Here is a 25,513-nt window from a genome sequence, read left to right as displayed (position 1 = left end):
TTTATTGAATGAGAAATCTGATTCGCACATTCTCCCGAACCGGAATGGACTGCTGCATTTCAATGAGGGAGCCGCCGTATGAATCTGCACTCATCAGCGCCATTTCTCGTCGTGCTACAGGCTGTGAGGAAGTATAGTCGATAGAGAGTACCTGCCCCAGCTCTGCACCTGATGCGTTTGCCAGTAAACCGGCTTTATCCCGGGCATCCTCAATAGCCGATTCGAGGGCTTTTTTTCGATACTCCTCAACAGAAGATGTAGAGAAATTTGCTGAAAAGTTATCAAAACCGTTTTCAATAAGTGTGATCTGCATCGATTCGAACTGATCCAGGTCCTGAAGGCGCAGGGTTACACTCTGACGCGTTTCAAAACCGGGGTTTTGGGTATGGCGCCGTGGAGAAATATTAATTGGGTATGCATTGATGTATTCTTCGTCAATCTGCTGGTCGATAATCAACTGTGTAAGGAAACGTTCTTGTTCTTTGTGGCTTGCAAATGCAACTGAGGCTTCCGCATCAAACCGGTTAATAACAATGTTGAAAATAATCTCATCAGCTGGAGCTAAAACTTCACCTGAAGCGTCTATGGTAATGGTTTTTGCATCCTGTGCCGTCAGAGTTGATGCTGAATTGCAGCCACTAAGCAGCAGAAGGATTACCGGTATCGTGATAGTAAGAAGGCGGTTCATCATGATGAGTTTGTTTAATTTTAAGTTGAACAATTTTTAGGACGATGTATAACTAATTAAAGCTCAGTGATGTATATACGAAATCCGATAGATAAAAATTATTGTGGAAGCGCTTGCAAATGCCAAAAATTGAGTTTTATTTATAGTTGACAAAACATCGGGAAACGGTTTACCTTCGATGCACGCATTTTGCAACCCCTTAATCATTAACTTAATCTGCTATTTATGAAAGATTGGATACGGAATTGTGCATTTCAACTGCTCTCTCTTTTGCTGTTCGCCGGATTGGCCACTGTTGAGCATTCAAATGCATCAAACATTTCAGACACTGAAATAGAATCACAACAACAAATTACAGTTTCCGGTCAGGTTGTGGATGCCCGCACCGGCGAAGAGCTGGCAGGTGTGAACATAGCCGTAAGAGGCCGGGTCGTTGGTGTTGCTACAGATCCTAACGGTGAATTTACGCTCCGTGTGAATGAGAACCCGCCCATTACACTTGTTGTTTCTATTGTTGGATACCAAACTCGGGAGATTCAAATTACTGAGTCGAACGTATCCGGACTTCGGATTGAGCTGGAAGAACAGACCTTTCTTGGTTCCGACGTTGTAGTTTCTGCTTCCCGAGTGGAGGAGAGTATTATGGAGGCTCCGGTATCCATTGAACGAATGGATATTCTGGCGATAAATCAGACAGCTTCTGATAATTACTATAAAGGGATTGGAAACCTGAAAGGAGTTGACGTAACCACCAGCAGTATCAACTTTCAGATTATTAACGCAAGGGGTTTTAACTCTACCGGTAACACCCGAATGGTTCAGCTTACAGACGGTATGGATACGCAGGCTCCGGCGCTGAACTTCCCGATCGGTAACCTGAACGGTCCTTCCGAACTGGATGTGGAGAACCTGGAATTTATTCCCGGCGCATCTTCAGCACTCTACGGGCCAAATGCGTTTAACGGAATTCTTCTGGTGAATAGCAAGAGTCCGTTCCGGTATCCGGGCTTGAGTGTGTTTATAAGAAATGGTGTAAACCATATAGACAGTGACGGAGATATCGGTGAGCCGAACAATCCGCGCCATATGTTTGAATCGTCCATCCGTTGGGCAGATACCGTGGGCGATCGTTTTGCCTATAAGCTGAACTTCTCCTACAGCCAGGCCGATGATTGGAGAGGAATTAACTACTCCGATAAGAACTCAGGGTTGGATTTTGCAAACAACCCCGGACAAAACCCTGCTTTTGACGGAGTCCATCTTTATGGAGATGATGGAACGTTCAACATGGGATTACTGAGTCTTAATCCGGACTTTGTACAGGGTGTTGCAGCTCAACTGGTTGCATCTCAGCTTCCGATTAGTCAGCAAGATGCTATTCAATTTGCGCAGAGTTTGCCTTCTCAGCCGGTTGCCAGGACAGGATATCGTGAAGAGTATCTGGTAGACCACAATGCGAAAAACCTCAAATTTAATACTTCGCTGCACTACCGGCTTACAGACAATGTGGAGGCGAGCTATGCCATGAACTACGGTTTCGGGACATCGATCTATAGTGGTGCACAGCGTTACAGTTTGAAGAACTTTAGTATCCAGCAACATAAGCTCCAGCTCGAAGGAGATAACTTTATGGTTCGCGCATACGGAACTTTTGAAGATTCCGGCGACTCCTACATTGCTGATTTTGTAGGGTTTGCCGTGAATGATGCATATCTGGGTACAACCGATTGGTATGCGAATTATGGCGGAACATTTGTCGGCGGATTAGCCCAAGCATACTTTGCAACTCAGGGGAATACAAATTACGATCCTGCGATAGTTCAAGCACTGTTGTCGAATCCAGGCACGGTTTCAAACTTACACAATGCGGCTCGTGCTTCATCAGATGCCAATAGATTCCAGCCGGGAACATCTGCTTTCAACGCAGCACGCGACGCAGCTCTTGAAGGTACTGTGCCGAACGGTGCACGCTTCAATGACAAATCCCGGTTCCTCCATACCGAAGGACAGTATGACTTCAAAAATGAGATCGACTTTGTGGACCTTCAGGTTGGATTGAGTTTCCGCCAGTATCAGCTCCGATCAAACGGAACCATCTTTGATGATGGCGACGGCGGGGTGAATATCAATGAGTATGGCGGATATCTTCAGGCGGCAAAATCCATTCTGGATGATCGCGTGAGATTGACCGGATCCGTGCGTTATGACAAGAATGAGAACTTCGACGGACAGTTTAACCCTCGTATCTCTTCCGTTATTAAAGTGGCAGACGGCCACAATGTGCGTGCTTCCTACCAGACTGGTTTCCGAAACCCAACCACACAGGGACAGTATATTGATTTGAATGTACTGACCGCCCGATTGCTTGGAGGACTTCCATACCTGGCTGATAAGTACAATGTGACGGAAAATGCATTCACGCTTGAGTCGGTTGAAAGATTTACCGAAGGACTTCTGTCCGGTAACCAGGCTGCGCTTCTGGAATTAGAGCCGTTTACTACATTCAATCCTGTAAAACCGGAACAGATCCAGGCTTATGAGATTGGATATAAAGGTTTGATTGGAAACAGACTCCTGATTGACGTAGCCTATTACTACAATGTTTATGATGATTTTATTGCTCAGTTCCGAGTAAGAAGAGCTGCAGGACCGATCGATCTGCAAAATCCGATGAATCCGGATAATCAGATTTATGCTCCTTCACTACTTTCAGGTGATGCCAGCAATACATTCCAGCTCTACACCAACGTAGATGAAACAGTAAAATCTCAGGGTGCAGTTCTTGGAGTTGATTATAACCTGCCGAGAGGGTTCCTGATCAGCGCCAACTACAACTGGAATGAGTTGATCACCGAGCGTGAAGATCAGTACATTTTCGATTATAACACACCGGAACATAAGGTGAATGTATCATTCGGTAATCGTCGCCTCACAGAGCAGCTGGGCTTTAACCTGACCTACAGATGGCAGGAAGCGTTTGACTGGACATCATCATTTGCCAGCGGACGTGTGCCGGACGTGAGTACATTTGATGCTCAGGTTTCCTACAGAATTCCTGATATGAAGACGGTCGTTAAGGCGGGCGGATCGAATATCTTTAACAACCGTCACTTCCTCAACTATGGCGGACCGAATCTGGGTGCGATCTACTATATCTCACTGACATTCGACCAATTCCTGAACTAACTGTTTAGGGCAAATATCTGATTTTTAAAAAGAGGCCTTCGGGCCTCTTTTTTTGTTTTGTGTAATTAATTACATCCGGCAGGGTGTGTCGTGCCTTACGGCACTGAAGGGGTGGGGGGCTTTTCTTTTCTACCCATGTTACGTCTCCAGGGGGACGTTGAATCTTGGGTTTTGGCATAATAATCATCCTAAAAAAACAGTGGAGTTCGGCTTTGTTAGATGAGGGATTAATTGCCGATTAAAATCAGATTGGCAATTCATATCCAAGCCCTGAACATACATGAATGTGTTGAACCACCCCCGCCCCCTCCTTGCGAAGGAGGGGAATCTCCGACTCAAAATTCTGATACCGAACGTTCATTGGTATTGCAATCCATTGTCCCGTCAGGGACAACAGATGGGGAGAAAAATGGAACCGGGAATGTAATCTCCAGAAATGGCTATAATGCAACAGAAGCTACACGATTCATCCTGTTTAAATAAAAAGAGACCACTGTACCGATTTATCCATCATATCCAACGTCTCGTCAGAGACGTCATATGGGTAGAATCAATCGAAATGAAAATATCCGCGTGCCGTAGGTACGCAATGTGTCAATAAATTCCTGCGCGATTTGCACCGGATGAGACAAATCAAAGGGGTAGAAAAATGGAAAAGAAAAGCTCTGTAAGTTCCGCAGGGACGACACCCATGCAGAGGATTGCTGAAAATTAAGGCCTCAGATTAGCAATGGTGGCCCCCCAGCCCCCACCCGATTCATCCGCAAGCTGATAGCCGGTAACATGTGGATTCCGCTCAAGAAGGGCGTGTACACTTCGCCTGATATTCCCGATCCCTTTCCCGTGAATAAACCGTACTTGATAGATCTCCTTTTCGAGGCAGGCGTGAATATACTCGTCAATCAACGTGGAGAGATCCTCCGGGGCAAAATAGTGGAGGTCAAGCACCCCATTGATGGGGATTTTATGGGGTTCATCTTCATTCATTCAGGGAAGAAAAATAAATACTCGTGGCACAACTTTGAGTCGTGCCACGAGTGATATTACATGATTCTATAAATCCATTTTATAATCCACAGAATAGCGTTTCTCGGCAACTTTTTTGATGAAATCAACGGCCTTTTTGTGATGCGGATTTCTCGTGTACATTTTGAAATCGAGATCGGTCTCAAAATCACAGATCAGAACCACATCCAGTCCGTCAGGATCGTCCTCGGTAATTTGAATTCCGACCTCCACATCCTTGATCTCCTCAATATTTGTTCGAAGGCCCTCAAGGATCAACTTCATTTTTTCAGCATTCTTCTGTTTTGAAGCGCCTGCGGCTTCATCTTGTAGTTTCCACATTACGATATGACGTATCATATTTCCTCTGATTTAGGATTGTTAATTGGGTGTTTATCGCGTTTTGGCAAACGCGAGATCTGCCTGATCTACGCTTGAAGCTGCTTGATCGAGCAGATCCGGAGAAAAGACTCCAACTGCCCAGAGAAAGTGCTTTGCATCATCCGGGTTGTTGGTACGGGTCCATTGATAGACCGCGAGATATCCTTCTGCAACCTGATACCGCTGCTGCTCCGTCAGGTTGTCTGGATCTGAAAATACAGGGACATCCAGCTCAGCCGATGCCTGTATCATATTTGGGTTTTCAAACTCATTCTGATTCAAATTGTAGATGGCCGGCCACAAGTAGGGATTCCCCAGCGTGCTTTCTGCAATACTCCAAAGAGATTCTCCCTGTTCTATCGTATGCACATTCGTTGGAATGTCACTCTCTTCACCCGCCGGAGGAGAATCAGGTTCTTGGGGCGGCGGTTCGGGGCCCGGCTCTACATCAGGCTCACTTTCGGCAAATTCTTGGCCTGATTGATTGGGAGCAACCTGCTCTGTTAATTGATCGGATTGCGAGGCCAGTTCATTTTCAGAACCGTTGTCGGTCTGCCGACTCATCAGAAAAATTAAAAATATGACCAATGCAACCAAAACTGCGGCTGCTGCATACGACCAATTCATGCCGCTTCTCTTCTGAACTTCTTCAACCAGTTCAGTCTCTTTTTCGGGGGTTAAAGCAGGCCGCTTTTCATTAGCAGGATGTTCACCGGAAATTTTCTCAACCTCACTTTTTTTGGAGGCAGGTGCGGTAACCGGTTTTTCCTTCTTTTTTTCTTCCGGTTTGGCGGGTTCTTTTTTAACAGGGTTGGGCCGCTCCACCAGGAAGTCTTCACCGTCATCTTCACGGGAATCGGATACCCCGCTTTTAGAAAGTGGAGGGTTTGTTTCGGTCAGATCATGTTTACTACCTTTGTTGGCATCATTTTCAGAATCTCCGGGTTTCTCATCCAGTACCCGGGCCTCCATTTTAGCATATGGGCGATTTACATCTTCGCGGAGTGCCTTAAAAGGTTTGAACACAACTTTATTCTGGCCGGGAATGGTAATCTCTTCCCCGGTTTGGGGATTAACACCCGGACGCTCCTTCATCCATCGAAGTTCAAACTTTCCAAATCCCGAAATACTCACCGATCCGCTATCCCTCAGGCCGGATTCAATAATCTTGACAAGTTCTCCGATAAAACTGTTTGTGGAAGATTGGCTCTGTTCCGACTGTTTAGCAATCAGTTCAACCAACTCCCGGAAGGTGATTTTTTCACTCATCGTCTTTTCCCGCGAACTTTAGTTCATCTTTAAGAACCGACGACGGGCTAAACTCCACCACACGCTTGGGTGGTACGAGCATATACTTCTTATAGTGCGGATTGTAAACTTTCTGAACCTCTTTCACCTTTGTATTGAAGGTTCCAAGTTCGGGGATGGAAACTCCCTTTCCGCGGGAAAGCTGACCGGAAAGAGTAGAGACAGTATCATCAAGAAGCTCTTTGGTTTCGGTTTTAGACCGCCCTGTAGCTTTGGCAAGTTTATCTATGAGTTCACGATAAGTCATACCTGTAGATGATCTGTTTATTCAATAAACGGAAAAATTGCCGAAAATTCCTAACAAACTCACATAATGAGCATTATCAGCTCCCTAAAGCATTTGAAGGCAGTCCCGAATAGAGCATTGAACGAAATTTTCTGTGATAACCTTATAGTATGCAAACGCTTAATAAAATGCACGCTTCTATGTCGGAACCACTGAATGTTACACAAAAGCTCATTAAGTCTCATCTCGTAGAAGGAGAACTGGAACCCGGTTCGGAAATCGGATTGAAAATTGATCAGACTCTCACCCAGGACGCAACCGGCACACTTGTCATGCTGGAGCTGGAAGCAATGGGGCTTGATGAAGCCAAAACGGAGCTCTCCTGTCAGTATGTAGATCACAATCTGCTTCAAACCGATAATAAGAATCCGGATGACCACGTCTTTTTAAAGTCTGCAGCGGATCGGTTTGGAATCTGGTATTCACGTCCGGGCAATGGTGTGAGTCACCCGGTTCATACGGAGCATTTCGCTACACCCGGCAAAACACTGGCCGGCTCAGACAGCCACACACCCGCCTCAGGATGCATGGGTATGTTTGCCCTCGGCGCAGGCGGACTTGATGTGGCGTTTGCCATAGCGGGTGAACCGATGTACTTGAAAATGCCAAAAGTGCTGGGTGTTGAGCTAAAAGGAAACATGCCCGACTGGGTCAGTGCAAAAGATCTGGTACTCGAAATGCTTCGTAGATATGATGTAAAAGGAGCCAGAGGCTACGTGATTGAATATTTTGGAGAGGGCTTGAAAGAGCTGAGTACAATGGACCGCCACGTGATTGCCAACATGGGTACAGAGATGGGGGCAACTACGTCAGTGTTTCCATCAGATGAGGAGGTTCGCCGGTTTATGAAGCAGAATAACCGTGAAGATGAGTGGACTGAACTGAAAGCGGATGATGGTGCAAAGTACGATAAATACGAAGAAGTTGTGCTGGATGAACTTGTACCGATGATCGCCCTTCCAAGCAGTCCGGGCAATGTGGTTCCTGTTTCGGAAGTGGAAGGAAAACCGATTTATCAATCGTATGTGGGCTCGTCTGCCAATCCCGGTTACCGTGATTTCTGGATCACATCGGAGATTGTGAAAGGCAGACGAATACACGATGATGTGAGCCTGGATGTAAATCCAACTTCGCGACAAATTATCGAAAATATGGTTAAAACCGGTGTGATGCTTCACCTTGTGCAGTCCGGTGCCCGAATCCATCAGGCGGGTTGTAATGGCTGCATTGGGATGGGGCAGGCACCTGCAAGCGGACAGAACAGTCTGAGAACCGTGCCCCGTAATTTCCCGGATCGGTCAGGAACCAAGGAGGATTCGGTTTTTTTAGTGAGCCCGGAAACGGCAGCGGCCTCAGCTCTGACGGGAGAGATTACCGACCCGCGACGCCTGGAGGAACTCTTTGATATGAAGTGGCCGGAATACAGCGACCCGGAAGATTACATAATCAATAAAGAGATGCTGATTGCGCCTACTAAGAACGGGAAAGATAAAGAGCTCAAAAAAGGGCCAAATATCTCCACAATGCCCGATTTTGATGAGCTCTCAGACTTTGAAGTTCCGGTTCTGCTGAAAATGGGAGACGACATATCAACGGATGAGATTCTGAAAGCGGGCGCAGAGGTGTTGCCGTATCGCAGCAATATTCCGGAGATCAGTAAATTTTCGTTTATGGTTGTGGATGAGAGCTTTTATGACCGAGCGGTTGAGGCGAAAGAGAATCACGGAGGCCATATTGTGATCGCCGGTGAGAACTATGCACAGGGTTCGAGCCGGGAGCACGCAGCCATTGCCCCCAGGTTTCTCGGACAGCGCGCAGTCATTGCAAAAAGCTATGCGAGAATCGGTTGGCAGAATCTGGCTAATTTCGGTATCGCCCCGCTCGAATTTATAAAGGATGAAGATTATAAATCGATCGACAAGGGCGATAGCATCAAAATTGATGACATCCGCGGACAGCTGAAATCCGGGGATGAGATCACTGTAAAAAACGTAACAAAAGGAGCTGAATTTACAGTGCGTCATACCTTGAGCGGGCGACAGTTGAAATCCCTGCTGGATGGCGGAGTCATCAACACATTTAAGAAGGAGAAGAGTTCTTAAAAATGTGGTTCAGATCACTTTTAACTATGGATTCCCCTCAATTCATCTATTATGATATTGAAGCAGGAACCCGTAACTTTAAGGCTCTGAAAATTACTATTTATACACAGATTTATAATCAATGAGTAAAGAAAAAAGTGCAGTTGATTCACTTGAACTGAATCATACAAATGCAGAAGAAATTGGTGACGATCACATCTCTACATCGGTAAAAACTCCCTTAAGAGACGATGCTTTTGAGCTTTCTGACGGCGAAAAAATTGAAGAGATTGAGAAGCACTTTGCGAAAATTATGGAAACGCTGGGGCTGGATCTGACGGATGAGAGCTTGAGCGGAACGCCACACCGAGTTGCAAAAATGTTTGTAAAAGAGGTATTTCAGGGGCTCAACCCAAAGAATAAGCCTGATGCCAAAAAATTTGGCAACAAGTACGACTACAGCGATATGGTTGTGGTGAAGAATATCAATGTGACATCATTTTGCGAACACCACTTCCTGCCGTTTATTGGAAAAGCTCACGTTGCCTACTACAGCACAGGTAAAGTGATCGGCCTGTCTAAAATTAACCGGATTGTAGATTACTACTCGCGTCGCCCTCAGGTTCAGGAGCGATTGACGCTTCAGATTGCAGATGAGCTGGAAACTGCACTGGAATCGAAGGATGTAGCCGTATTTATTGAGAGTAAACATTTTTGCGTATCAACACGCGGAATTCAGGATCGCGAGAGCAGTACGGTAACGACAGAGTACCGCGGCAAGTTCAAGGATGAGTTGACGCAACAGAGATTCATCGACTATATCAAAGCTCAAACCGATATGGTTTAAACCTCTGTTAGGTCGGATTGTTGAACATTTACGAATAAATTTACCCATATAAGGATGGCTGAAAAGCAGAAATCTTCTCTTCACCTTTACAACAGTTTAAGCAGAAAGAAAGAACTGTTTGAACCGATCAATCCTCCATTTGTGGGCTTGTATGTTTGCGGGCCAACGGTTTACGGGGATCCGCATCTGGGCCATGCACGTGCGGCCATCACGTTTGATATTGTGTACAGATATCTGAAATATCTGGGTTATAAAGTCCGCTATGTTCGCAACATCACCGATGTGGGGCATCTCGAAAATGAGGAGGCCGAGCAGGGTGAGGATAAAATTGCCAAAAAAGCTCGTTTGGAAGAGATTGAACCGATGGAAGTGGTTCAGACCTATACGATTAAATATCATGAGGGAATGGATGCCCTGAACTGCATTCGGCCGAGTATTGAACCGACAGCCTCCGGACATATTCTTGAACAGATTGAGCTGATTGAAAAGATACTGGAAAACGGTTTTGCCTACGTGGTAAACGGCAGCGTCTATTTTGATCTGATGAAATATCGGGAGAGCAACGACTACGGTACACTCTCCGGAAAAGTGCTTGAAGATCTGCAGTCAGGCAGCCGCGATACGGAAGGAATGGACGAAAAAAAGAGTCCGCACGATTTTGCGCTCTGGAAAAAAGCGAACCCCGAACACATCATGCGGTGGCGATCACCCTGGAGTGTGGGTTTTCCCGGGTGGCACCTGGAGTGTACAACCATGAGTACCAAATATCTGGGAGAGAAGTTTGATATTCACGGCGGAGGGCTTGATCTGCAGTTTCCACATCACGAAGCAGAGATTGCGCAGTGCCGGGGCGCTCACGGCCACGATCCGGTCAACTATTGGATGCACAACAATATGGTGACAATTGACGGTGCCAAGATGAGCAAGAGTGCCGGTAATTTCATCAACCTGGAGGAGCTCTTTTCAGGTGATCACGAGAAACTGGATAAAGCGTATGATCCCATGGTGGTTCGCTTTTTAATGTTACAGAGCCACTACCGCAGTAAGATCGATTTTTCGAATGAAGCCCTTCTGGCTGCAGAAAAAGGGTACCATCGCTTGATGAACGCTGTGGACCTACTGAATAAGATGGAGCCGCCCATAAACGGAACAGGCGGCGATGCCGACGATGAAATTGTGGAGGCGTGTGAACGTTGCAGGGGTGCAATGGATGACGATTTTAATACCGCTCTCTCTCTGGCGGCGCTGTTTGATCTTAGCAGCAAAATCAATGCGCTTCATAACGGGCAGTTGGACAAAGATTCCGTCTCACTTTCTGCATTTACAACATTGGCAAAAACCGTGAATGACTTTGTTTTCGATATCATGGGCCTTGAAAGTTTGTCAGAAAAGGACAGTGGCAAAACGGATGAACTGGTTCAGCTCTTAATTGAAATCAGAGCGGAAGCAAGAGAACGGAAGGATTTCGCAACATCCGATAAAATCCGGGATGATCTGATGAAGATCGGAATCCGGCTGAAAGATGATAAAAGCGGGCAGACAACCTACGAGATTGATGCTTGACCTGATTGGCAAAGGGTTTCAGGCCATTTTGATCGGCTTGGTAAAAGTCTATCAGGATGTACTGTCGCCATTTCTGGGTCCGAGCTGCCGACATGTACCCACCTGCTCCAACTACACGATTGAGGCCATTCGAGAGTGGGGGGCATTGAAGGGATCGTGGCTTGGATTAAAACGCATTCTGCGCTGCCACCCCTGGGGCACATCCGGTTATGATCCGGTTCCGAAAAAAAAGAATGATCATGACAAAAGTTTATAATCCAACGCTTTTAAGAAATGTAGCTTTGTCGCAGTTTATATTTTAAAATCAATAAAAAGCATTCTAATACCAGTCAATATCTCTGATATCAAATAAATCTTCATCAGAGGGGTGGGTATTGATCAATATTCCACCAACGGCCAACAGTGGCTTATCTTCTAAATAGGAAATACAGGACGTGATAATTTCCCTGATTTCGTGTTTAATCTCTGTATATGTAATTTCTGTAGCAGTGATGATTTGATCATCAGAACTGGAAAGTTTGGCCCAATTATTTCGCAGAAGATTTTTCACCTCCTCCTGCTGATAATCATACGTTGGTTTTTCTGAATTCTCATCACTCTTTAAAGTATTGAGTGCTCCTATAACCGAACCGCAACTTGAAGTGTTAAGTTTTTGCCCGGCCCTATGTACTTTTCCGATTTCACCTTCTTGAGTAATTCCAACATGAGGTCCATAGATAATAAAAGCACCTCCATGATCCGGAATATGGCTGGCAAATGCCTTGAAACCAGTTTTACCCGCGAAAGGAATTCCTGAAATACCCCCTAGGATAAAAGGCCCAAATGTTTCAAAATATTCATCTAACTGATGTAGGCTCTGATTAACCTCATCACTGCATACCGAAGTTGCCCATAGTGTATTTTTTTGGTTTAGGTTTTTTTCGGATAGTTTTTCTGATACAAATTCTTTGAGTTTGGGAATGGGTAATGCGCTTGGGAAATAGTTTTCTATCATCTTTACTAATTAGTTAGAAAAAGCATCTTAATTTAAAGAAAAGCTAGGTCAGTTTCATTGAACTGAATAGCAAGCCTGTTGATAAATAGATGATAGTCTAACTTTTAAATCGATTTTATTCACCTTGGCCGGACGAAAAGGCGGGTTCATTGTCGAATAGATAAAGATTTTCTGTTTTAATGATATCTAAAGCATGTTTGGTTAACCTTTTTTGAAGATCTACTACTTGTAACTGGGTAGTTTTTCCGTTCATGGATTTAAATCTGCATCGCCAATGATCTGTACAAAAAGTTTCTGAATTGCCATTTGGCCATACTTTTGTGCCTCGATTTGTAATCATTGTCAGTTCAAACTCCTCACCGACTACGTCGTTAAGTCTTTGAGCAAGTAGATTTACATTTTGTGGTTCCCAATAGACAAATAGGTCCACTCCGGCAAGTCTCCTTTTTTGAGTTGCAGAAGGTTTGTTTTCTGACCGGCTAATTTTTAATTCTGGGATCTGAACTTTAACGGCACCCGATGTTGAAACTTTTGAAAGTGTTACCGGTTTCTGCCCTAATCTGTCGATAACAGCTCGGGTGAAATCTTGAGTGGAAGCTTTGATTTTGCTATCAGTACTAAATATATCGGGAGTGTGAATTCCATCTTCAAGAGTTTTAAGCCAGGCATTTTGAATATTATCCGCTTGAGCAAATCGGCCAAGATGCCTTAGCATCATTACAGAAGCCTGAATAAGAGCCGAAGGATTTGCAATGTTACGGCCGGCAATATCCGGAGCTGATCCATGAATTGCTTCAAACATAGCTGTTTTTAATCCAATATTTGCTGAGCCCACCATACCCACTGATCCTGAAATCTGAGCTGTAATATCTGAAACAATATCTCCATATAAATTTGGCATAACTACCACATCAAACCGTTCAGGAGTGTCTGCAAGTCTGGCTGTTCCAATATCTACGATTAAATTTTCTGATTCGATGTGAGGATACTCTTTGGAGACTGTTTTAAACACATCGTGAAAAAGGCCATCTGTCAATTTCATTATGTTGTCTTTTGTAAAACAGGTGACTTTACGGCGGCCATTCGATTTTGCATACTCAAAAGCGTAGCGAACGATCCGTTCAGTACCGGGAAGGGTGATTAACTTGAGGCATTGGTATACTTCAAAGGTTTGCCTGTGCTCGATACCTCCATAGGTATCTTCTTCATTTTCGCGGATTACAACTACATCCATATCCGGATGCTTGGTTTTGACAAACGGATAGTAAGCCCTGCATGGTCTCACATTAGCAAAAAGGCCAAGAGTCTTTCGCAATGTCACATTTAAGCTTTTTACACCCCCTCCCTGAGGAGTAGTTATGGGAGCTTTGAGGAGGATATTATTCTTTGAGATGATGTCCCAGTTTTTATCCTCGATCCCTGCTTTGATACCTTTATTATAAACTTTCTCACCGACTTCAATTTCCTCATATAAGAGATTAGAATTAGCCGCATCCAGAATTTTTAGGGTAGAATCCATTATCTCAGGCCCAATTCCGTCTCCGTGCGCCACAGTAATTGTTTTCGTAGAGCTCATTATCTATATGTTTAAATGTTAAATGTGCGGCGAAAAAATAGGGTGCTTTTTATATAAATAATAATTAACATAAATGATCATAATCATAAACAATTATATATGTCTTATACGCTACATCAATTAGATGTTTTTGCATCAGTAGCCAAAAACAAAAGCATTACCAAGGCAGCAAAAGAGCTATTTATGAGCCAGCCTGCTGTTTCAATACAGGTTAAGAAATTACAGGAGCACTTCGATATTGACCTTATTGAGGTTATAGGTAAACAGCTTTACTTGACTGATGCAGGAGCTGAGCTCTATAACTCACAAAAGAAAATAAAGAGCGAACTTAAGTTATTAGAGATGGCTCTTGATGAATTAAAAGGGGTGATGAAAGGCAAGCTAAGTATTGTGGTGGTGTCGACTGCAAAATATTTCATGCCTTACATTCTGGGGAAATTCAGAAATGAGTCGCCTCAGGTACAGATATCTTTAAAAGTGACCGACCGAATTGAAGTTACATCTCTATTAAAAGAAAATGCATGTGACCTGGCTGTTTTTTCCCAACTTCCTGAAGGAATGGCTTTGGAGCAGATCGAATTTTTGTCAAATCCATTGGTATTGGCGGCTTCGCCCAACCATGACCTTGCCAGTAAAAAGAATATCCAATGGAAAGATCTTGAAGAGTTCGACTTTTTGATTCGAGAGACAGGATCAGGAACCAGGCTCGTGATGGAAAATTTGTTAAGCCGGGAAAAGATAAATCCAGAAATTGTAATGGAGTTGAGTACAAACGAAGCTGTTAAACAAGCAATTATGGCAGGCATTGGAATCTCATTAGTATCGCGATACAGCTTACTAAACGAAGAAAAAATGGGCAAAATTTCTGTGTTGGATGTCAAGGGCTTACCCTATGTGAATAACTGGAAATTGGTTTATCCGAAAGGTAAAAAGTTAAGCCCTGTTGCAAGAAATTTTATTGAGTTCGCAAAGAATAATAATATCCCCGCAATCATAAATTGAAGTTTATTCGTCAGCCATTTTGATGAATAAGTACATATCACTCTTATATTTTCCTGTTTTTTTATTTAGTTTCGATGGGTTTAAACTAAAAAGCATAATATTGTAAATGGAATCTCTTCTATCAAATTTTACATCACCTATTGTGATGGCATTTGTCTTGGGAATTATTGCCAAAGTTGTAAAGAGCGATCTAGAATTTCCGCAACCCATCTATAAAGCCTTGTCCATTTATTTACTGTTGGCAATTGGATTAAAGGGAGGTGTTGAACTAAGCACAACAGCATTTTCTGATTTCATTTGGCCGGTTGTAGCTACAATTGCCTTAGGTATTTTAACCCCACTCATTGCATATGCAGTATTGAGGTATATGGGTAAGTTTGATGTGTCAAACGCTGCGGGTATTGCTGCGCATTACGGTTCTGTTTCGGCAGTAACATTTATAGCTGCTATCAGCTATGCTGAAAGCTTGGGAGATTCTCCGGAGGGTTTTCTTCCTGCCCTTGTTGCCCTGCTGGAGGTGCCGGGAATTATTGTTGCTTTGATGATACCTCAAATTATCAATTCAGGATCAGGTTCTGTTAAAAAAGCACTTCACGAAGTTGTAACTGGCAGCAGTATAATTTTGTTGCTTGGAGGATTGATGATTGGATATTTGGCAGGTCCTAAAAGTTTTGAACCGGTAGCCCCATTTTTTGTAAATGGTTTCCAGGGGGCATTAGTGCTTTTTCTATTGGAACTTGGAATGATTACCGCACGCAGACTCGGTGATTTAAAAAGAGCGGGTTTTTTCTTATTGGGATTTGGAATAATTGTACCTATCCTCTTTGGGTTTATGGCAGTTTTAGTAGGGCTCTGGTCAGGTCTAAGTGTAGCGGGCAGCTCTGTGTTTGCTGCAATGGTGTCTAGTGGGAGTTACATTGCTGCTCCTGCGGCAGTTAGAATTGCATTACCAAAAGCAAGTCCTACACTTTACCTTACAGCATCACTTGGAATAACTTTTCCTTTTAACATTACGTTGGGTATTCCGTTATACTACTTAATTGCAACTTGGTTTGGAGGTTAGTATGAAGTTAACAGAACTGTTTTTGGTAACCATTATATCTGAGAGAATTTTAAGGGATGATTTGGTAGATCTGATCAAGAAAAATGGTGGTAAAGGGCATACAATTACCGATGTTGAAGGGGAGGGGTCAAGAGGGACAAGGGTAAGTGATTTTGAAGGCAAAAATGTCAAAATTGAGGCTGTGGTAAGTCGAGAAGTAGGAAATAACATAATCGATGAAGTTGCTGAACATTACTTCGAAAATTATGCAGTTATAGTATATGCAAACCCTGTAAAAGTAGTAAGGGGAGATAAATACATTTAGCCTTAAAACGTTTCGGGTTTTAGCACACTATTGGAATTGTTAATCAGGTGCAATATGATTGTTATCTTTATGCAGATTCAGCAACATGGAAAAAATAGATTTAACTTTTTAGTTTATTAAAATGAAGAAAAAACGCCCGGAACGCTCCCAGAGCTCAGAACGACAACAACGCTCAGAACGCTCCCAAAACTCAGAGCGGCAACAACGCTCAGAACGCCCACAAAGCTCAGAACGACGACAACGACCCGACAGAAAAAGAAACTCAGACAAACCATTCAGCCAAAAGAAAAGCAGCAGTAAGCCCCGAAAGGCGAAGCGAGCCAGAAAGGGGCCGAACTTCTCCAATCGGGCAAAACAGGAGAAATACCTTCGCGAAGAAATTCGGCTGAATAAATTTATTGCCCATGCCGGATTCTGTTCACGTCGGGATGCGGATGAGTATATTGAGGCGGGTAAGGTGAAGATTAACGGTGAAGTTGTAACTGAGCTGGGGACTAAAGTGACCACGGATGACAAGGTAGAAGTTGACGGGCAGCGGGTTTCACTGGAGCCGTTTGTTTACATTCTGCTCAATAAAGGGAAAGATACCATTAGCACAACGGATGATGAGAAGGATAGAAATACCGTGATGGATGCCATCGAAGATGCCACCGGCTATCGGGTTTACCCGGTTGGGCGACTCGACAGAAATACGATGGGGCTGCTTTTGCTTACCAATGACGGAGACCTGGCTCACAGGTTGATGCATCCCAGCTACAAGGTGAAAAAAACCTATGAGGTGGAGACTGACCGGATTTTAACGGATGAGGAGTTATCAGAAATGGTTCAGGGAATAACGCTGGAAGACGGCCCCATTCAGCCGACCAAAATTAGCCGCAGCGGTTATAAACCAAATATTGTTATTATCACAGTTTTTGAGGGCCGGAACCATCTTATTCGCAGAATGATCGCTTATTTTGGTGCAGATGTGAAACGCCTCAAGCGCATTCGGTATGCCGGTTTGAATGATAAAGATATGCGGGTTGGCCGGTGGAGATATTTGAAGCAGAAAGAGATCAATGATCTGAGAAAACTCGTGAAACTGGATACACTCGACTTTAATAAGGAAGGGGCATGAAATCAAACAGTGTAAATAAAGAGAGCGGAGTGATCAGGTCGAATGAGGATCTGCCGATCTATTACGATCTCTACTCGCCGTCGGCAGCACCGTCAACAGTGGTGCCGGTTGTCCTTTTTTTGCACGGCTTCAAAGGTTTTAAGGATTGGGGAGCTTTCCCCGATGCTTGTGAAGAATTGGCTCGGGCCGGTTTTGCGGTGGTCGCATTCAACTTTTCGCTGAATGGAATTGGGAAAAATATGACAGAGTTTGATCAGCTTGAGCTGTTTGAACGGGAGACGCTGAGCCAGGATCTGGACGATGTGGGAAAGGTGATAGAAGCGATTAAGCAGAAGGAGATCGCTTCGGACAGGGTGCTTCTTGACTCCGATCGTATTGGAATTATTGGTCATTCCCGGGGCGGACACACCGCCGTAGCGGCAGCAGCAGAGTATAGCGAAATCATGAGCCTGATTACTTGGAGTGCCGTTGCCGATTATAATGCCAGGTGGAGCGAACAGATGAAGCAGGATTGGGAAGAGAAGGGGTTTACTGAGATCTTAAACTCCCGAACCCATCAAACTATGAAGATTGGAAAGGTTGTATATGATGACGCACTCGCGAATGCAGATCGATTGATGGCGATTCAGCGAGTGCGTGAACTGCACATTCCTTCTCTGTTTCTTGCCGGGAAAGAGGATGAGGCTGTTCCCTATAGCGATTCAGAAAAACTGTATCGGGCTTGCCCGGCCGATGAGAAAGAGGTTCGGATTATTGAAGGAGCAGGGCATACGTTTAATGTTTCTCACCCGTTTGAAGAGGAGAAATTCCCGCCGGTGTTTGAAGAGGTACTGGACCACACCGAAGGCTGGCTGATTGAGACATTGAAATAGTATTTTATGCCAAAATGTTCGATAAAAATTCTTCTTCTCTTCATCGGTTCGGTTCTCTTTTTGGGGATCGACCCTGCAGCCGCACAGATTCCCGTTCTGATCCAGGATGAGACGTTTGAAGAAGATGCCAAACAGGCGATAGACTCTCTTTATAACCGTAATCCGGACGCGGCCCGTGATCTGTTATCAGGGTGGATTGAGCAGTACCCCGAGCACCCGCTTTGGATTTTATGGGATGGGATGGAGCTTTGGTGGAACATACTTAACGACCTGCACAACACCGAGTATGATGAACACTTCTTCAATGTGATGAAAAGAGCAGATTACGAGGCCGGCCAGCTTTTGAAACAACACCCCGATCATCCCGATGCACTCATCATCAGGGCAATTGCTACCGGCTATACCGCACGTCATCACTCCAACCGCGAAGAGTGGCTGACGGCTGCAAATATCGGCCGGAGAGCCTATCAGGCTTACTCAAGGCTGATGGAGGTGGTTCCCAATCTTCCGGATAATGATTTTGCCGAAGGAATGAAAAGCTACTACGCGGCATACATCCCCGAGAGTTACGCGGCGGTACGGGCTGTTTCATGGTTTCTGCCGGACGGCGATAAGCAGCATGGACTTGAGATGTTAAAGTCAGCATCAGAGAAGGGCGTATTTGCTCGTCCCGAGTCGACCTATTTTTTAGGAAACATTCTGCTCAATTACGAAAAGAGATATGAGGAGGCACTCAGCTATTTTCTCTCTTTAACTGAACGTTATCCGGCCAACAGCTACTACAAGAGGCTCTACATTCGTACTCTGTCTCAGTTAAACCGGTACAGAGATGTAATTGTCTTTTCGGATCAACTTGAACAGGATGGCGAGCTGGAACAAAACCCTGTTTTGAAAGAGGAGATCTATTATCAGAAAGGGATCGCACACTATAGATCGGGAGAAGTTGATGAGGCACTTGAAGCTTTTCAAACGGCACATCAAACCGGGATCAATCTTCCAAATAGCTCCAAAAGGCCGATATATTCACTTTCTGCCTACTATGCCGGAAGGTCGAGTGAACGGATGAATTTACCTGAACAGGCTGCAGATTACTACCAACGTGTTGTAGAGAGTGATTCATCTCGGGAAACGAAGAGCCGCGCAAGGGACAGGCTCAAAGAGATTCGGGGTTAACAGACTACCCAAAGGGTGTGAAGTGTATCAGTCCTCTCTATTTTGTACATTTCGGGAAAAAGATTACAGATGGATATATTTCAGGTAGACGCTTTTACTCAACATATCTTTTCCGGAAATCCCGCAGCGGTTGTACCCATGAATGAGTGGCCGTCTGAGGATATCCTGCAGATGATTGCATCGGAGAACAACCTTTCTGAAACAGCTTTTTACGTTCCCCAAAAAGATGGCTCATTTCGAATTCGATGGTTTACACCTACAACAGAAGTGGACTTATGCGGGCACGCAACGCTTGCCACTGCCCATGTACTATTTTCTCATAAAAAGTTTGGGGAAAAGACCATTCGGTTTCAATCAAACAGCGGAGAACTGACGGTTGAAAAAAGGGATGATCTCTATTGGATGAATTTCCCGGCGCAGCCACCCGACCAGATTCCGGTTCCAAAATTAATTCCGGATGCGATCGGTACAATACCCATTTATACAGGGATGAATGTGGATCTGATGGTTTTAGTGAGCGATGAAGAGACGGTTGCAGGGATGAAACCCGACTTACAGCTCCTTGAGAGAATGGAAGCTCGCGGTGTGATTATAACAGCACGTGGAAATAATGAAGATTTTGTAAGCCGGTTTTTTGCTCCGAAAGTGGGGGTTCCGGAGGATCCTGTAACCGGTTCTGCCCATACCGTATTGACGCCTTTTTGGGCAAAAAAACTCGGTAAGGATCAACTGACTGCACGGCAGCTCTCTAAACGGGGAGGGGTTATTCACTGTAAAAATCTTAACGAAAGGGTAGAGATCGGTGGCTCTGCCGTCACCTATATGACCGGAACTCTCGGGATTTGATGTTTTTTCTCCTCATACTGCTTGGATTGATAGCCGGCGTGATGGCCGGTTTTTTTGGAGTGGGTGGCGGACTTCTTTTTACTCCCATTCTTTTTTTTCTGTTCACATCGATGGGAGTAGAGTCAGCCGTCTCCTGGACGATTGCCTCATCTCTATTCTGTACCTTTACGGCTTCGCTGAGCAGTTCCATACAGCAAAAAAATCACAAAAATTCATTTTGGCGTGAAGGGATTGTAATCGGATTGCTCGGTTCTTTAGGCGTGTATGTGGGGAAGACCATTGTTACGAGCGAGTATTACACGGAAGATGTATTTGTCTCCTTTTTTGTAATTCTGCTCCTGTTTGTAGCACTTCTTTTCTATCGGCGCAGTAAGTCGAACGTCACTCTTCAGGTGAAAGCTGAAATGCCCGGACTTTCTAAACAGTTCATCGCGGGCGGGTTTGGCGGGCTGGTATCATCCCTGGCAGGGGTAGGCGGAGGCGTAGTGCTTGTGCCCATGCTTAATCTGGCCTACCGACTCTCCATTGCGAAAGCGGTGAGTATTTCCTCGATGGCCATTGTTCTGATCTCTCTGTCCGGCTGGCTGCAGTTTGCATTGGTACAGAATGCTCCGGCAGGCATAACAGAATTTACGCTGGGTTTTGTGGATTTTGGGACAAGTCTTCCGCTTGTGATAGGGGCATTTATCGGTGGTTTTTACGGAGTAAAGCTGAATAAAAGAGCATCTGCAAGCAGAGTTCAGCTCGGGTTTTCCATTTTGGTTATCGCAATTGCCTTCTCCATGATCTGGAAACTGCTGTAAATCAGCGAAATTCATTTTCTAAAAATTAGAATTTCAGACCGCCTGATCCGGTATCGGAAAGTTCTTTTTATATTAGATTATTCTAACATTCATGGAATTAAATCAAAAGGGGATGATGAGTGAAGAAAGATTTGAGGGGTCGGGCAGAATTTGGAATCCGGTTGCGTTGGATGAGCTTCTGGGGATATTAAAAAACGAACCGTTAAAGGTTACAGCAGCCATCATCGGGTGGGTTGTGTTGATTGGTTTATCGATCTATTCAGTATTGATGATGATACCGGACAGCTGGGTAGCCGTACAGGTTGAACAGATCAATGTAGCAACTTTCTTTCTGATCTATCCGCCGCTTATTATCGGTGTGCTACTGCTTTTCTGGATGGGATTTGAGTGGGGTTTTATTCCGGTATTTCTCTCCTCTTTTGTGATCGCATTTTCGGCTGAAATGCCCATTCAATGGTCGCTTCTATTTGCATTTTCATTCATTCTCGGGTTGGGTATTTACGCACTTGCCTACTACTGTGTGCCGATATCCACGGATTTGAGAAGTATCAAGAGCGTGGCTTTCTTTACGGTTGTTTCACTTGTAGCTGCGATGGCAAGTTCGCTCGGGTCTTTTGTGTGGAGTCTGGATCAGGGATTGAATGCCATCATGACTGTGAAAATATGGAACGGTTGGTGGACAGGTGCTTTTTTTCAATCCATTCTGATTGTCGGGCCGCTTCTTGCTCTGTTCACTCCGGCCGTTTTACATCAGCGGGAAAGGATGATTCGTACGGAGTCCAGACCCCCGGTTACGCTCGGCTGGATTTACGGTGCGATCTCTTCGGTAGTGGTGGTGGTTTTGATGTTTGTGGTGAGCGGCAGGATTATGGGAAATCAGGCGATTTCTGAAGCGGTTATGGAGGCTGAAATTTTAAGTATTTCACGAGTTTTTCAGGCAACGGAATCCTACCAGCTCATTTTTTGGATTTCGATTGGAATTATTCTGACTGTGGGTTTAACGGGAATCTACCTTGTTTCATCATGGAACAACTCACTTAAAGAGGAGGTGGACAAAAAGACATCCAAGCTGATAAAGAAAGGAGCTGAACTTGAAAAAGCGTTGAGTGAACGGGATCTGCTTTTAAATGAGATTCACGGCAGAGTTCAGAATAACCTGGGAATTATCCTCGCTCTGTTTGAGCTTCAGCTTAAACGTACGGGTGATGAATCAATGGTGGAAACACTGCGAGGTTCAAAATCCAGAATTCGTGCGATCTCTCTTCTCCATGAACTTTTACAACAGTCGGGGGATCATAGCTCATTGAATCTGAAAGCGTATGTAATCAAACTATCGAACCGTCTGGAACAGGATTATCGTCACCACAGCTCCAAGGCGGATATCTCACTCTACGCCGGTGACCTGTTGATGGACCTGGAAAGGGCCGTGCCGGTCTGTATGGTGGTGAATGAGATTTTAAGTCGCGTCTACGAAAGTCTATATACGGAGGAGGTGGCGGGCGTTGTGAGTATTGATCTCTACGCCGATGATGAACAGTTCTATATTGTGGTTCGGGAGAACGGTCAGCTACCTGCTCACCTGTTTCATTGGGAGAATAAATCGGAGCTGGGAATGCGCCTGGTAAGTTCACTCACCAAACAGATTAAAGGAGAGATGATCCTTGATGACGAGAAAAACTCCATTGCGATTCTTTTCCCCATTCGGCCTGAAGAGCAGAAAAATATCGAGCTTCAGACCGAAGCTTAGGATCTATATTGTCAGATCAGTAGCCGGCAACATGTCCATCTCCACGGCTGTCGGCGGCTCCCTGCATTCTGTTCTCCGGTTCAAACAGAATAAAATGAGTGAGGGCGATATTTCCAATTTGATCCACATCATGCCCAAAACCCTCCAGTTTTTGAAGGGTGTCTGATGAGAAGTAGAGTCGTTCCACATAGAGTTTATCGGGCAGCCACTGGTGATGAATTCGCGGTGCGGTTATTGCTTGATTTGCATTCATACCGAAAAGGGCTGCATTTAAAAAATTCTGCAGCGTTGCGGTGATAATCCTGGGGCCACCGGCTCCGCCTCCCGCAAAGAACGGCTCACCGTTTTTGAGAGCAATGGTGGGACTCATACTGCTGAGCATTCGTTTACCCGGTTCGATGGCGTTGGCCTCGGCTCCGATCAGCCCAAACATATTGGGTTCACCCGGTTTTGCGGAAAAGTCATCCATTTCGTTGTTCAGTAAAAATCCGGCACCGGAAACCGTGACAAAACTGCCGAAAGATCCGTTTAGTGTGGTGTTTACTGCCACAACATTCCCGAAGCGGTCGGCAACATTAAAGTGCGTGGTTTGGTCGCTTTCCTGAAATGCATGAAACTCTCCCTGCGAAACATCGATGCTTGGTGTGGCCTGTTCCGGGTCAAAGTTCGAAATTCTCTGAAACAGATACTCCTCACTTGTCAGTCTTTCCATCGGGATGCCGGCAAAATCGGGATCGCCGAGCCAGTAGTTTCTGTCTGCAAACGATCTGCGTAAAGCTTCTGCCATTCGGTGGATGTAGTCTGCAGAGTTGAACTTAAACTGATCAATTTCCAACTCATCAAGCATGGCGAGTACCTGTTTAATAACCACCCCTCCGCTGCTTGGAGGAGGCATCATATAGAGTTCAAACTCTTTGAAGTTGGCTTTAACCGGATCACGCCACACGCTCTTATAATCCCGGAGGTCTCTCAGGGATATAATCCCCCCGGTTCGCTGCATTTCGTCTACAATCATTCGGGCGGTAACTCCTGAATAGAATCCTCTTCGTCCCATGGATGCAATTCTTCTCAACGTATCGGCCAGATCTTTTTGAACAAACAGATCTCCGGCTTGCCACTCCGTTCCGTCAGGTTTGATGAACACTTGACGGGATCCCTCAAATTCACGAAGCCGGTTGGCGGCACTGTTCAGCGAACGGGCTTGTGAATGGGAGAGTTGATACCCTTTTTCCGCAAGCTGTATTGCCGGTTCGAGAACTATTTCAAGCGCAAGCGTGCCGTATCGTTCAAGAGCTGTCACCATTCCGTCAACCGTTCCGGGCACACCAGATGCCAATCCCCCAATCTTGCTCATTTCGCTGATGTACTCACCATCCTCATCCAGATACATATCCCGGGTTGCCCTGGAGGGTGCTTTCTCCCGGAAATCGAGTGTGTTGATCTCTCCATCAGCAGTATGCAGTACCATAAAACCTCCTCCTCCAATATTCCCGGCTCGGGGCAGGGTAACGGCCAGTGCAAACTGAACCGCAACGGCGGCATCAATGGCGTTTCCGCCCTCTCGGAGTATTTTTAGCCCCGCTTCAGAGGCGTGTTTTTCGGCAGAGGTAACCACACCGTTTTCATAAACCGAAGGGTAGGATACCTGAGCAATGATCTGCTGAAACGGTTGGAAAAGAAAAATCAGGAGAAGTGAGAGGGATGTAAATAGAGATTTAAACATAGGATTGAGCAAAGTTTGCAAATGTTGGATAGTAATTAGGCCCGCGGATGAAACTCTTTATGAACCTGATGGAGCAGAGAACGGTCTACATGGGTATAAATTTCAGTCGTTACAATGGAAGTGTGTCCGAGCATCTCCTGGACGGCCCGGAGGTCAGCTCCTCCTTCCAGAAGATGTGTGGCAAAGGAGTGCCGGAATATGTGCGGATAGACATTCTTTTCGATTCCTGCTTTTTGAGCATACTTATTTACAATATTCCAGATGCTCATGCGGGTTAGCGGTCCGCCGCGCTGATTCAGAAATAACTTGTTCTCAGACTTGCCGGGTTTCTTCGGGTTGATGAACTCTTTCCGGGCAGTCTCGATATAGTGCTCAAGTGCCAACTGGGCGATTTCTCCAACCGGAACCAGACGCTCTTTATTTCCCTTCCCCACAACCCTGATGAATCCGATTTCAAAAAAGAGACGATCCATCTCCAAATCGGTCAGTTCACTCACCCTCATGCCGCTTGCATAGAGTGTTTCCAGGATGGCGGCATCGCGGATTCCGGCCATTGTGGTTCTGTCCGCCTCATCGATGATTGCCTCCACCTCATGCGATGTAAGCACCTCAGGCAGGTTTTTCGCTTTTTTGGGGAGCTCAATCAGTTCCGCAGGGTTGGCTTCCGCAAGCTTTTCAACCACCGCAAACTCGTGAAAACTTCGAATGCTTGAGATGTTCCGGGCGATGGAGCTGACGGCAAGTTCCATCTCTGTCAGCTCTTCCAGGTACTGCTCTATGTGTTGCAGGGTGATTCCATCCAATCCCGAAACTTTCAGTGTATGTGAAACAAAGTGGAGGTAGCGTTTCAGATCATTCTCATAGGATAGGGCGGAGTTTTTGGAGAGTCCTTTTTCAAGTTTGATGAATTGCAGGTACTGTTTCAGCTCAAACTCGAATCCGGCCATC

23 protein-coding genes are annotated in these 25,513 nt (G+C 45.2%); 14 read left to right on the top strand and 9 right to left on the bottom strand.

What is annotated here, in order from left to right:
• Position 1: 1 nt before the first annotated feature.
• The gene (locus BG260_RS11070; protein WP_069132646.1) at positions 2 to 691 is read right to left on the bottom strand and encodes an SIMPL domain-containing protein; all 690 of its coding nucleotides are present in this window, start codon (positions 689 to 691) and stop codon (positions 2 to 4) included.
• 222 nt (positions 692 to 913) lie between these two features.
• Between BG260_RS11070 and BG260_RS11065 the strand changes: the two genes are divergently transcribed.
• A complete protein-coding gene (locus BG260_RS11065) occupies positions 914 to 3,874 on the top strand; it encodes a TonB-dependent receptor (RefSeq protein WP_083750274.1) in 2,961 nt (986 codons plus the stop codon).
• 711 nt (positions 3,875 to 4,585) lie between these two features.
• Here the strand turns inward: BG260_RS11065 and BG260_RS11060 are convergent.
• The 4 genes from BG260_RS11060 to BG260_RS11045 form a co-directional block, all read right to left on the bottom strand.
• Entirely contained in the window at positions 4,586 to 4,861 is a 276-nt protein-coding gene (locus BG260_RS11060) for a Smr/MutS family protein (protein ID WP_069132644.1), read from the bottom strand.
• 66 nt (positions 4,862 to 4,927) lie between these two features.
• Entirely contained in the window at positions 4,928 to 5,239 is a 312-nt protein-coding gene (locus BG260_RS11055) for a Dabb family protein (RefSeq protein WP_069132642.1), read from the bottom strand.
• Between the two features lie 33 nt (positions 5,240 to 5,272).
• Complete coding sequence (locus BG260_RS11050; RefSeq protein WP_069132640.1) at positions 5,273 to 6,529, bottom strand: HU family DNA-binding protein; 1,257 nt, start codon at positions 6,527 to 6,529, stop codon at positions 5,273 to 5,275.
• Entirely contained in the window at positions 6,522 to 6,815 is a 294-nt protein-coding gene (locus BG260_RS11045) for an HU family DNA-binding protein (protein WP_069132638.1), read from the bottom strand. The genes BG260_RS11050 and BG260_RS11045 overlap by 8 nt, the downstream gene beginning before the upstream one ends.
• A 179-nt stretch (positions 6,816 to 6,994) precedes the next feature.
• Between BG260_RS11045 and BG260_RS11040 the strand changes: the two genes are divergently transcribed.
• From BG260_RS11040 to yidD, 4 genes are all read left to right on the top strand, one after another.
• Complete coding sequence (locus BG260_RS11040) at positions 6,995 to 8,956, top strand: aconitate hydratase (RefSeq protein WP_069132636.1); 1,962 nt, start codon at positions 6,995 to 6,997, stop codon at positions 8,954 to 8,956.
• A 121-nt stretch (positions 8,957 to 9,077) separates the two neighbouring features.
• Positions 9,078 to 9,782: a GTP cyclohydrolase I FolE gene (folE, locus tag BG260_RS11035; protein WP_069132634.1), complete on the top strand. Its 705-nt coding sequence runs from the start codon at positions 9,078 to 9,080 to the stop codon at positions 9,780 to 9,782.
• Between the two features lie 54 nt (positions 9,783 to 9,836).
• Positions 9,837 to 11,345 (top strand): cysteine--tRNA ligase, encoded by a 1,509-nt coding sequence (gene cysS, locus BG260_RS11030; protein WP_069132632.1) that lies wholly within the window; start codon positions 9,837 to 9,839, stop codon positions 11,343 to 11,345.
• Positions 11,338 to 11,601, top strand: a complete 264-nt coding sequence (gene yidD, locus BG260_RS11025) for a membrane protein insertion efficiency factor YidD (RefSeq protein ID WP_069132630.1) — start codon at positions 11,338 to 11,340, stop codon at positions 11,599 to 11,601. Before cysS ends, yidD begins: the two co-directional genes overlap by 8 nt.
• 63 nt (positions 11,602 to 11,664) lie before the next feature.
• On the opposite strand, the gene BG260_RS11020 is transcribed toward yidD, so the two are convergent.
• Positions 11,665 to 12,339 carry a hypothetical protein gene (locus tag BG260_RS11020; protein WP_069132628.1) on the bottom strand — a complete coding sequence of 225 codons (675 nt, stop codon included), beginning with the start codon at positions 12,337 to 12,339 and terminating at the stop codon, positions 11,665 to 11,667.
• A gap of 115 nt (positions 12,340 to 12,454) precedes the next feature.
• Positions 12,455 to 13,915 (bottom strand): NADP-dependent isocitrate dehydrogenase, encoded by a 1,461-nt coding sequence (locus BG260_RS11015; RefSeq protein ID WP_069132626.1) that lies wholly within the window; start codon positions 13,913 to 13,915, stop codon positions 12,455 to 12,457.
• Positions 13,916 to 14,014: 99 nt separating this feature from the next.
• Here BG260_RS11015 and BG260_RS11010 point away from each other — a divergent pair, with 99 nt between their 5' ends.
• The 9 genes from BG260_RS11010 (at position 14,015) to BG260_RS10970 (ending at position 22,842) form a co-directional block, all read left to right on the top strand.
• On the top strand, positions 14,015 to 14,917 hold the full coding sequence (locus BG260_RS11010) for a LysR family transcriptional regulator (protein ID WP_069132624.1): 903 nt from the start codon (positions 14,015 to 14,017) through the stop codon (positions 14,915 to 14,917).
• Between the two features lie 106 nt (positions 14,918 to 15,023).
• The gene (locus tag BG260_RS11005; protein WP_069132622.1) at positions 15,024 to 15,980 is read left to right on the top strand and encodes a sodium-dependent bicarbonate transport family permease; all 957 of its coding nucleotides are present in this window, start codon (positions 15,024 to 15,026) and stop codon (positions 15,978 to 15,980) included.
• Between the two features lies 1 nt (position 15,981).
• A complete protein-coding gene (locus BG260_RS11000) occupies positions 15,982 to 16,284 on the top strand; it encodes a P-II family nitrogen regulator (protein ID WP_069132620.1) in 303 nt (100 codons plus the stop codon).
• 121 nt (positions 16,285 to 16,405) lie between these two features.
• Positions 16,406 to 17,401: a pseudouridine synthase gene (locus BG260_RS10995; RefSeq protein WP_083750273.1), complete on the top strand. Its 996-nt coding sequence runs from the start codon at positions 16,406 to 16,408 to the stop codon at positions 17,399 to 17,401.
• Positions 17,398 to 18,273, top strand: a complete 876-nt coding sequence (locus tag BG260_RS10990) for an alpha/beta hydrolase family protein (RefSeq protein WP_069132618.1) — start codon at positions 17,398 to 17,400, stop codon at positions 18,271 to 18,273. Before BG260_RS10995 ends, BG260_RS10990 begins: the two co-directional genes overlap by 4 nt.
• 6 nt (positions 18,274 to 18,279) lie before the next feature.
• Positions 18,280 to 19,446: a tetratricopeptide repeat protein gene (locus tag BG260_RS10985; protein ID WP_069132615.1), complete on the top strand. Its 1,167-nt coding sequence runs from the start codon at positions 18,280 to 18,282 to the stop codon at positions 19,444 to 19,446.
• A 69-nt stretch (positions 19,447 to 19,515) separates the two neighbouring features.
• Positions 19,516 to 20,292 (top strand): PhzF family phenazine biosynthesis protein, encoded by a 777-nt coding sequence (locus tag BG260_RS10980; protein ID WP_069132613.1) that lies wholly within the window; start codon positions 19,516 to 19,518, stop codon positions 20,290 to 20,292.
• Positions 20,292 to 21,095 (top strand): sulfite exporter TauE/SafE family protein, encoded by an 804-nt coding sequence (locus BG260_RS10975; RefSeq protein WP_069132611.1) that lies wholly within the window; start codon positions 20,292 to 20,294, stop codon positions 21,093 to 21,095. Before BG260_RS10980 ends, BG260_RS10975 begins: the two co-directional genes overlap by 1 nt.
• A gap of 91 nt (positions 21,096 to 21,186) precedes the next feature.
• Positions 21,187 to 22,842 (top strand): sensor histidine kinase, encoded by a 1,656-nt coding sequence (locus BG260_RS10970; protein WP_083750272.1) that lies wholly within the window; start codon positions 21,187 to 21,189, stop codon positions 22,840 to 22,842.
• A gap of 16 nt (positions 22,843 to 22,858) precedes the next feature.
• Here BG260_RS10970 and ggt read toward each other — a convergent pair whose 3' ends face one another.
• Together ggt and xerD are read right to left on the bottom strand one after the other, a co-directional pair.
• The gene (gene ggt / locus BG260_RS10965) at positions 22,859 to 24,565 is read right to left on the bottom strand and encodes a gamma-glutamyltransferase (protein WP_069132607.1); all 1,707 of its coding nucleotides are present in this window, start codon (positions 24,563 to 24,565) and stop codon (positions 22,859 to 22,861) included.
• Between the two features lie 35 nt (positions 24,566 to 24,600).
• Positions 24,601 to 25,512, bottom strand: a complete 912-nt coding sequence (xerD, locus tag BG260_RS10960) for a site-specific tyrosine recombinase XerD (RefSeq protein WP_069132605.1) — start codon at positions 25,510 to 25,512, stop codon at positions 24,601 to 24,603.
• Position 25,513 lies beyond the last annotated feature (1 nt).

It is taken from the genome of Rhodohalobacter halophilus (assembly GCF_001715195.1).
Lineage (GTDB): Bacteria > Bacteroidota > Rhodothermia > Balneolales > Balneolaceae > Rhodohalobacter > Rhodohalobacter halophilus.
Note: the sequence above shows the minus strand (reverse complement) of the source record. Positions and strands in the feature narration are given on the sequence as shown.

What these genes read in the sequence shown, in the direction of transcription:
- BG260_RS11070 (WP_069132646.1), bottom strand. Translation starts at nt 691, where the DNA reads ATGATGAACCGCCTTCTTACTATCACGATACCGGTAATCCTTCTGCTG.
- BG260_RS11065 (WP_083750274.1), top strand. Translation starts at nt 914, where the DNA reads ATGAAAGATTGGATACGGAATTGTGCATTTCAACTGCTCTCTCTTTTG.
- BG260_RS11060 (WP_069132644.1), bottom strand. Translation starts at nt 4,861, where the DNA reads ATGAATGAAGATGAACCCCATAAAATCCCCATCAATGGGGTGCTTGAC.
- BG260_RS11055 (WP_069132642.1), bottom strand. Translation starts at nt 5,239, where the DNA reads ATGATACGTCATATCGTAATGTGGAAACTACAAGATGAAGCCGCAGGC.
- BG260_RS11050 (WP_069132640.1), bottom strand. Translation starts at nt 6,529, where the DNA reads ATGAGTGAAAAAATCACCTTCCGGGAGTTGGTTGAACTGATTGCTAAA.
- BG260_RS11045 (WP_069132638.1), bottom strand. Translation starts at nt 6,815, where the DNA reads ATGACTTATCGTGAACTCATAGATAAACTTGCCAAAGCTACAGGGCGG.
- BG260_RS11040 (WP_069132636.1), top strand. Translation starts at nt 6,995, where the DNA reads ATGTCGGAACCACTGAATGTTACACAAAAGCTCATTAAGTCTCATCTC.
- folE (WP_069132634.1), top strand. Translation starts at nt 9,078, where the DNA reads ATGAGTAAAGAAAAAAGTGCAGTTGATTCACTTGAACTGAATCATACA.
- cysS (WP_069132632.1), top strand. Translation starts at nt 9,837, where the DNA reads ATGGCTGAAAAGCAGAAATCTTCTCTTCACCTTTACAACAGTTTAAGC.
- yidD (WP_069132630.1), top strand. Translation starts at nt 11,338, where the DNA reads ATGCTTGACCTGATTGGCAAAGGGTTTCAGGCCATTTTGATCGGCTTG.
- BG260_RS11020 (WP_069132628.1), bottom strand. Translation starts at nt 12,339, where the DNA reads ATGATAGAAAACTATTTCCCAAGCGCATTACCCATTCCCAAACTCAAA.
- BG260_RS11015 (WP_069132626.1), bottom strand. Translation starts at nt 13,915, where the DNA reads ATGAGCTCTACGAAAACAATTACTGTGGCGCACGGAGACGGAATTGGG.
- BG260_RS11010 (WP_069132624.1), top strand. Translation starts at nt 14,015, where the DNA reads ATGTCTTATACGCTACATCAATTAGATGTTTTTGCATCAGTAGCCAAA.
- BG260_RS11005 (WP_069132622.1), top strand. Translation starts at nt 15,024, where the DNA reads ATGGAATCTCTTCTATCAAATTTTACATCACCTATTGTGATGGCATTT.
- BG260_RS11000 (WP_069132620.1), top strand. Translation starts at nt 15,982, where the DNA reads ATGAAGTTAACAGAACTGTTTTTGGTAACCATTATATCTGAGAGAATT.
- BG260_RS10995 (WP_083750273.1), top strand. Translation starts at nt 16,406, where the DNA reads ATGAAGAAAAAACGCCCGGAACGCTCCCAGAGCTCAGAACGACAACAA.
- BG260_RS10990 (WP_069132618.1), top strand. Translation starts at nt 17,398, where the DNA reads ATGAAATCAAACAGTGTAAATAAAGAGAGCGGAGTGATCAGGTCGAAT.
- BG260_RS10985 (WP_069132615.1), top strand. Translation starts at nt 18,280, where the DNA reads ATGCCAAAATGTTCGATAAAAATTCTTCTTCTCTTCATCGGTTCGGTT.
- BG260_RS10980 (WP_069132613.1), top strand. Translation starts at nt 19,516, where the DNA reads ATGGATATATTTCAGGTAGACGCTTTTACTCAACATATCTTTTCCGGA.
- BG260_RS10975 (WP_069132611.1), top strand. Translation starts at nt 20,292, where the DNA reads ATGTTTTTTCTCCTCATACTGCTTGGATTGATAGCCGGCGTGATGGCC.
- BG260_RS10970 (WP_083750272.1), top strand. Translation starts at nt 21,187, where the DNA reads ATGGAATTAAATCAAAAGGGGATGATGAGTGAAGAAAGATTTGAGGGG.
- ggt (WP_069132607.1), bottom strand. Translation starts at nt 24,565, where the DNA reads ATGTTTAAATCTCTATTTACATCCCTCTCACTTCTCCTGATTTTTCTT.
- xerD (WP_069132605.1), bottom strand. Translation starts at nt 25,512, where the DNA reads ATGGCCGGATTCGAGTTTGAGCTGAAACAGTACCTGCAATTCATCAAA.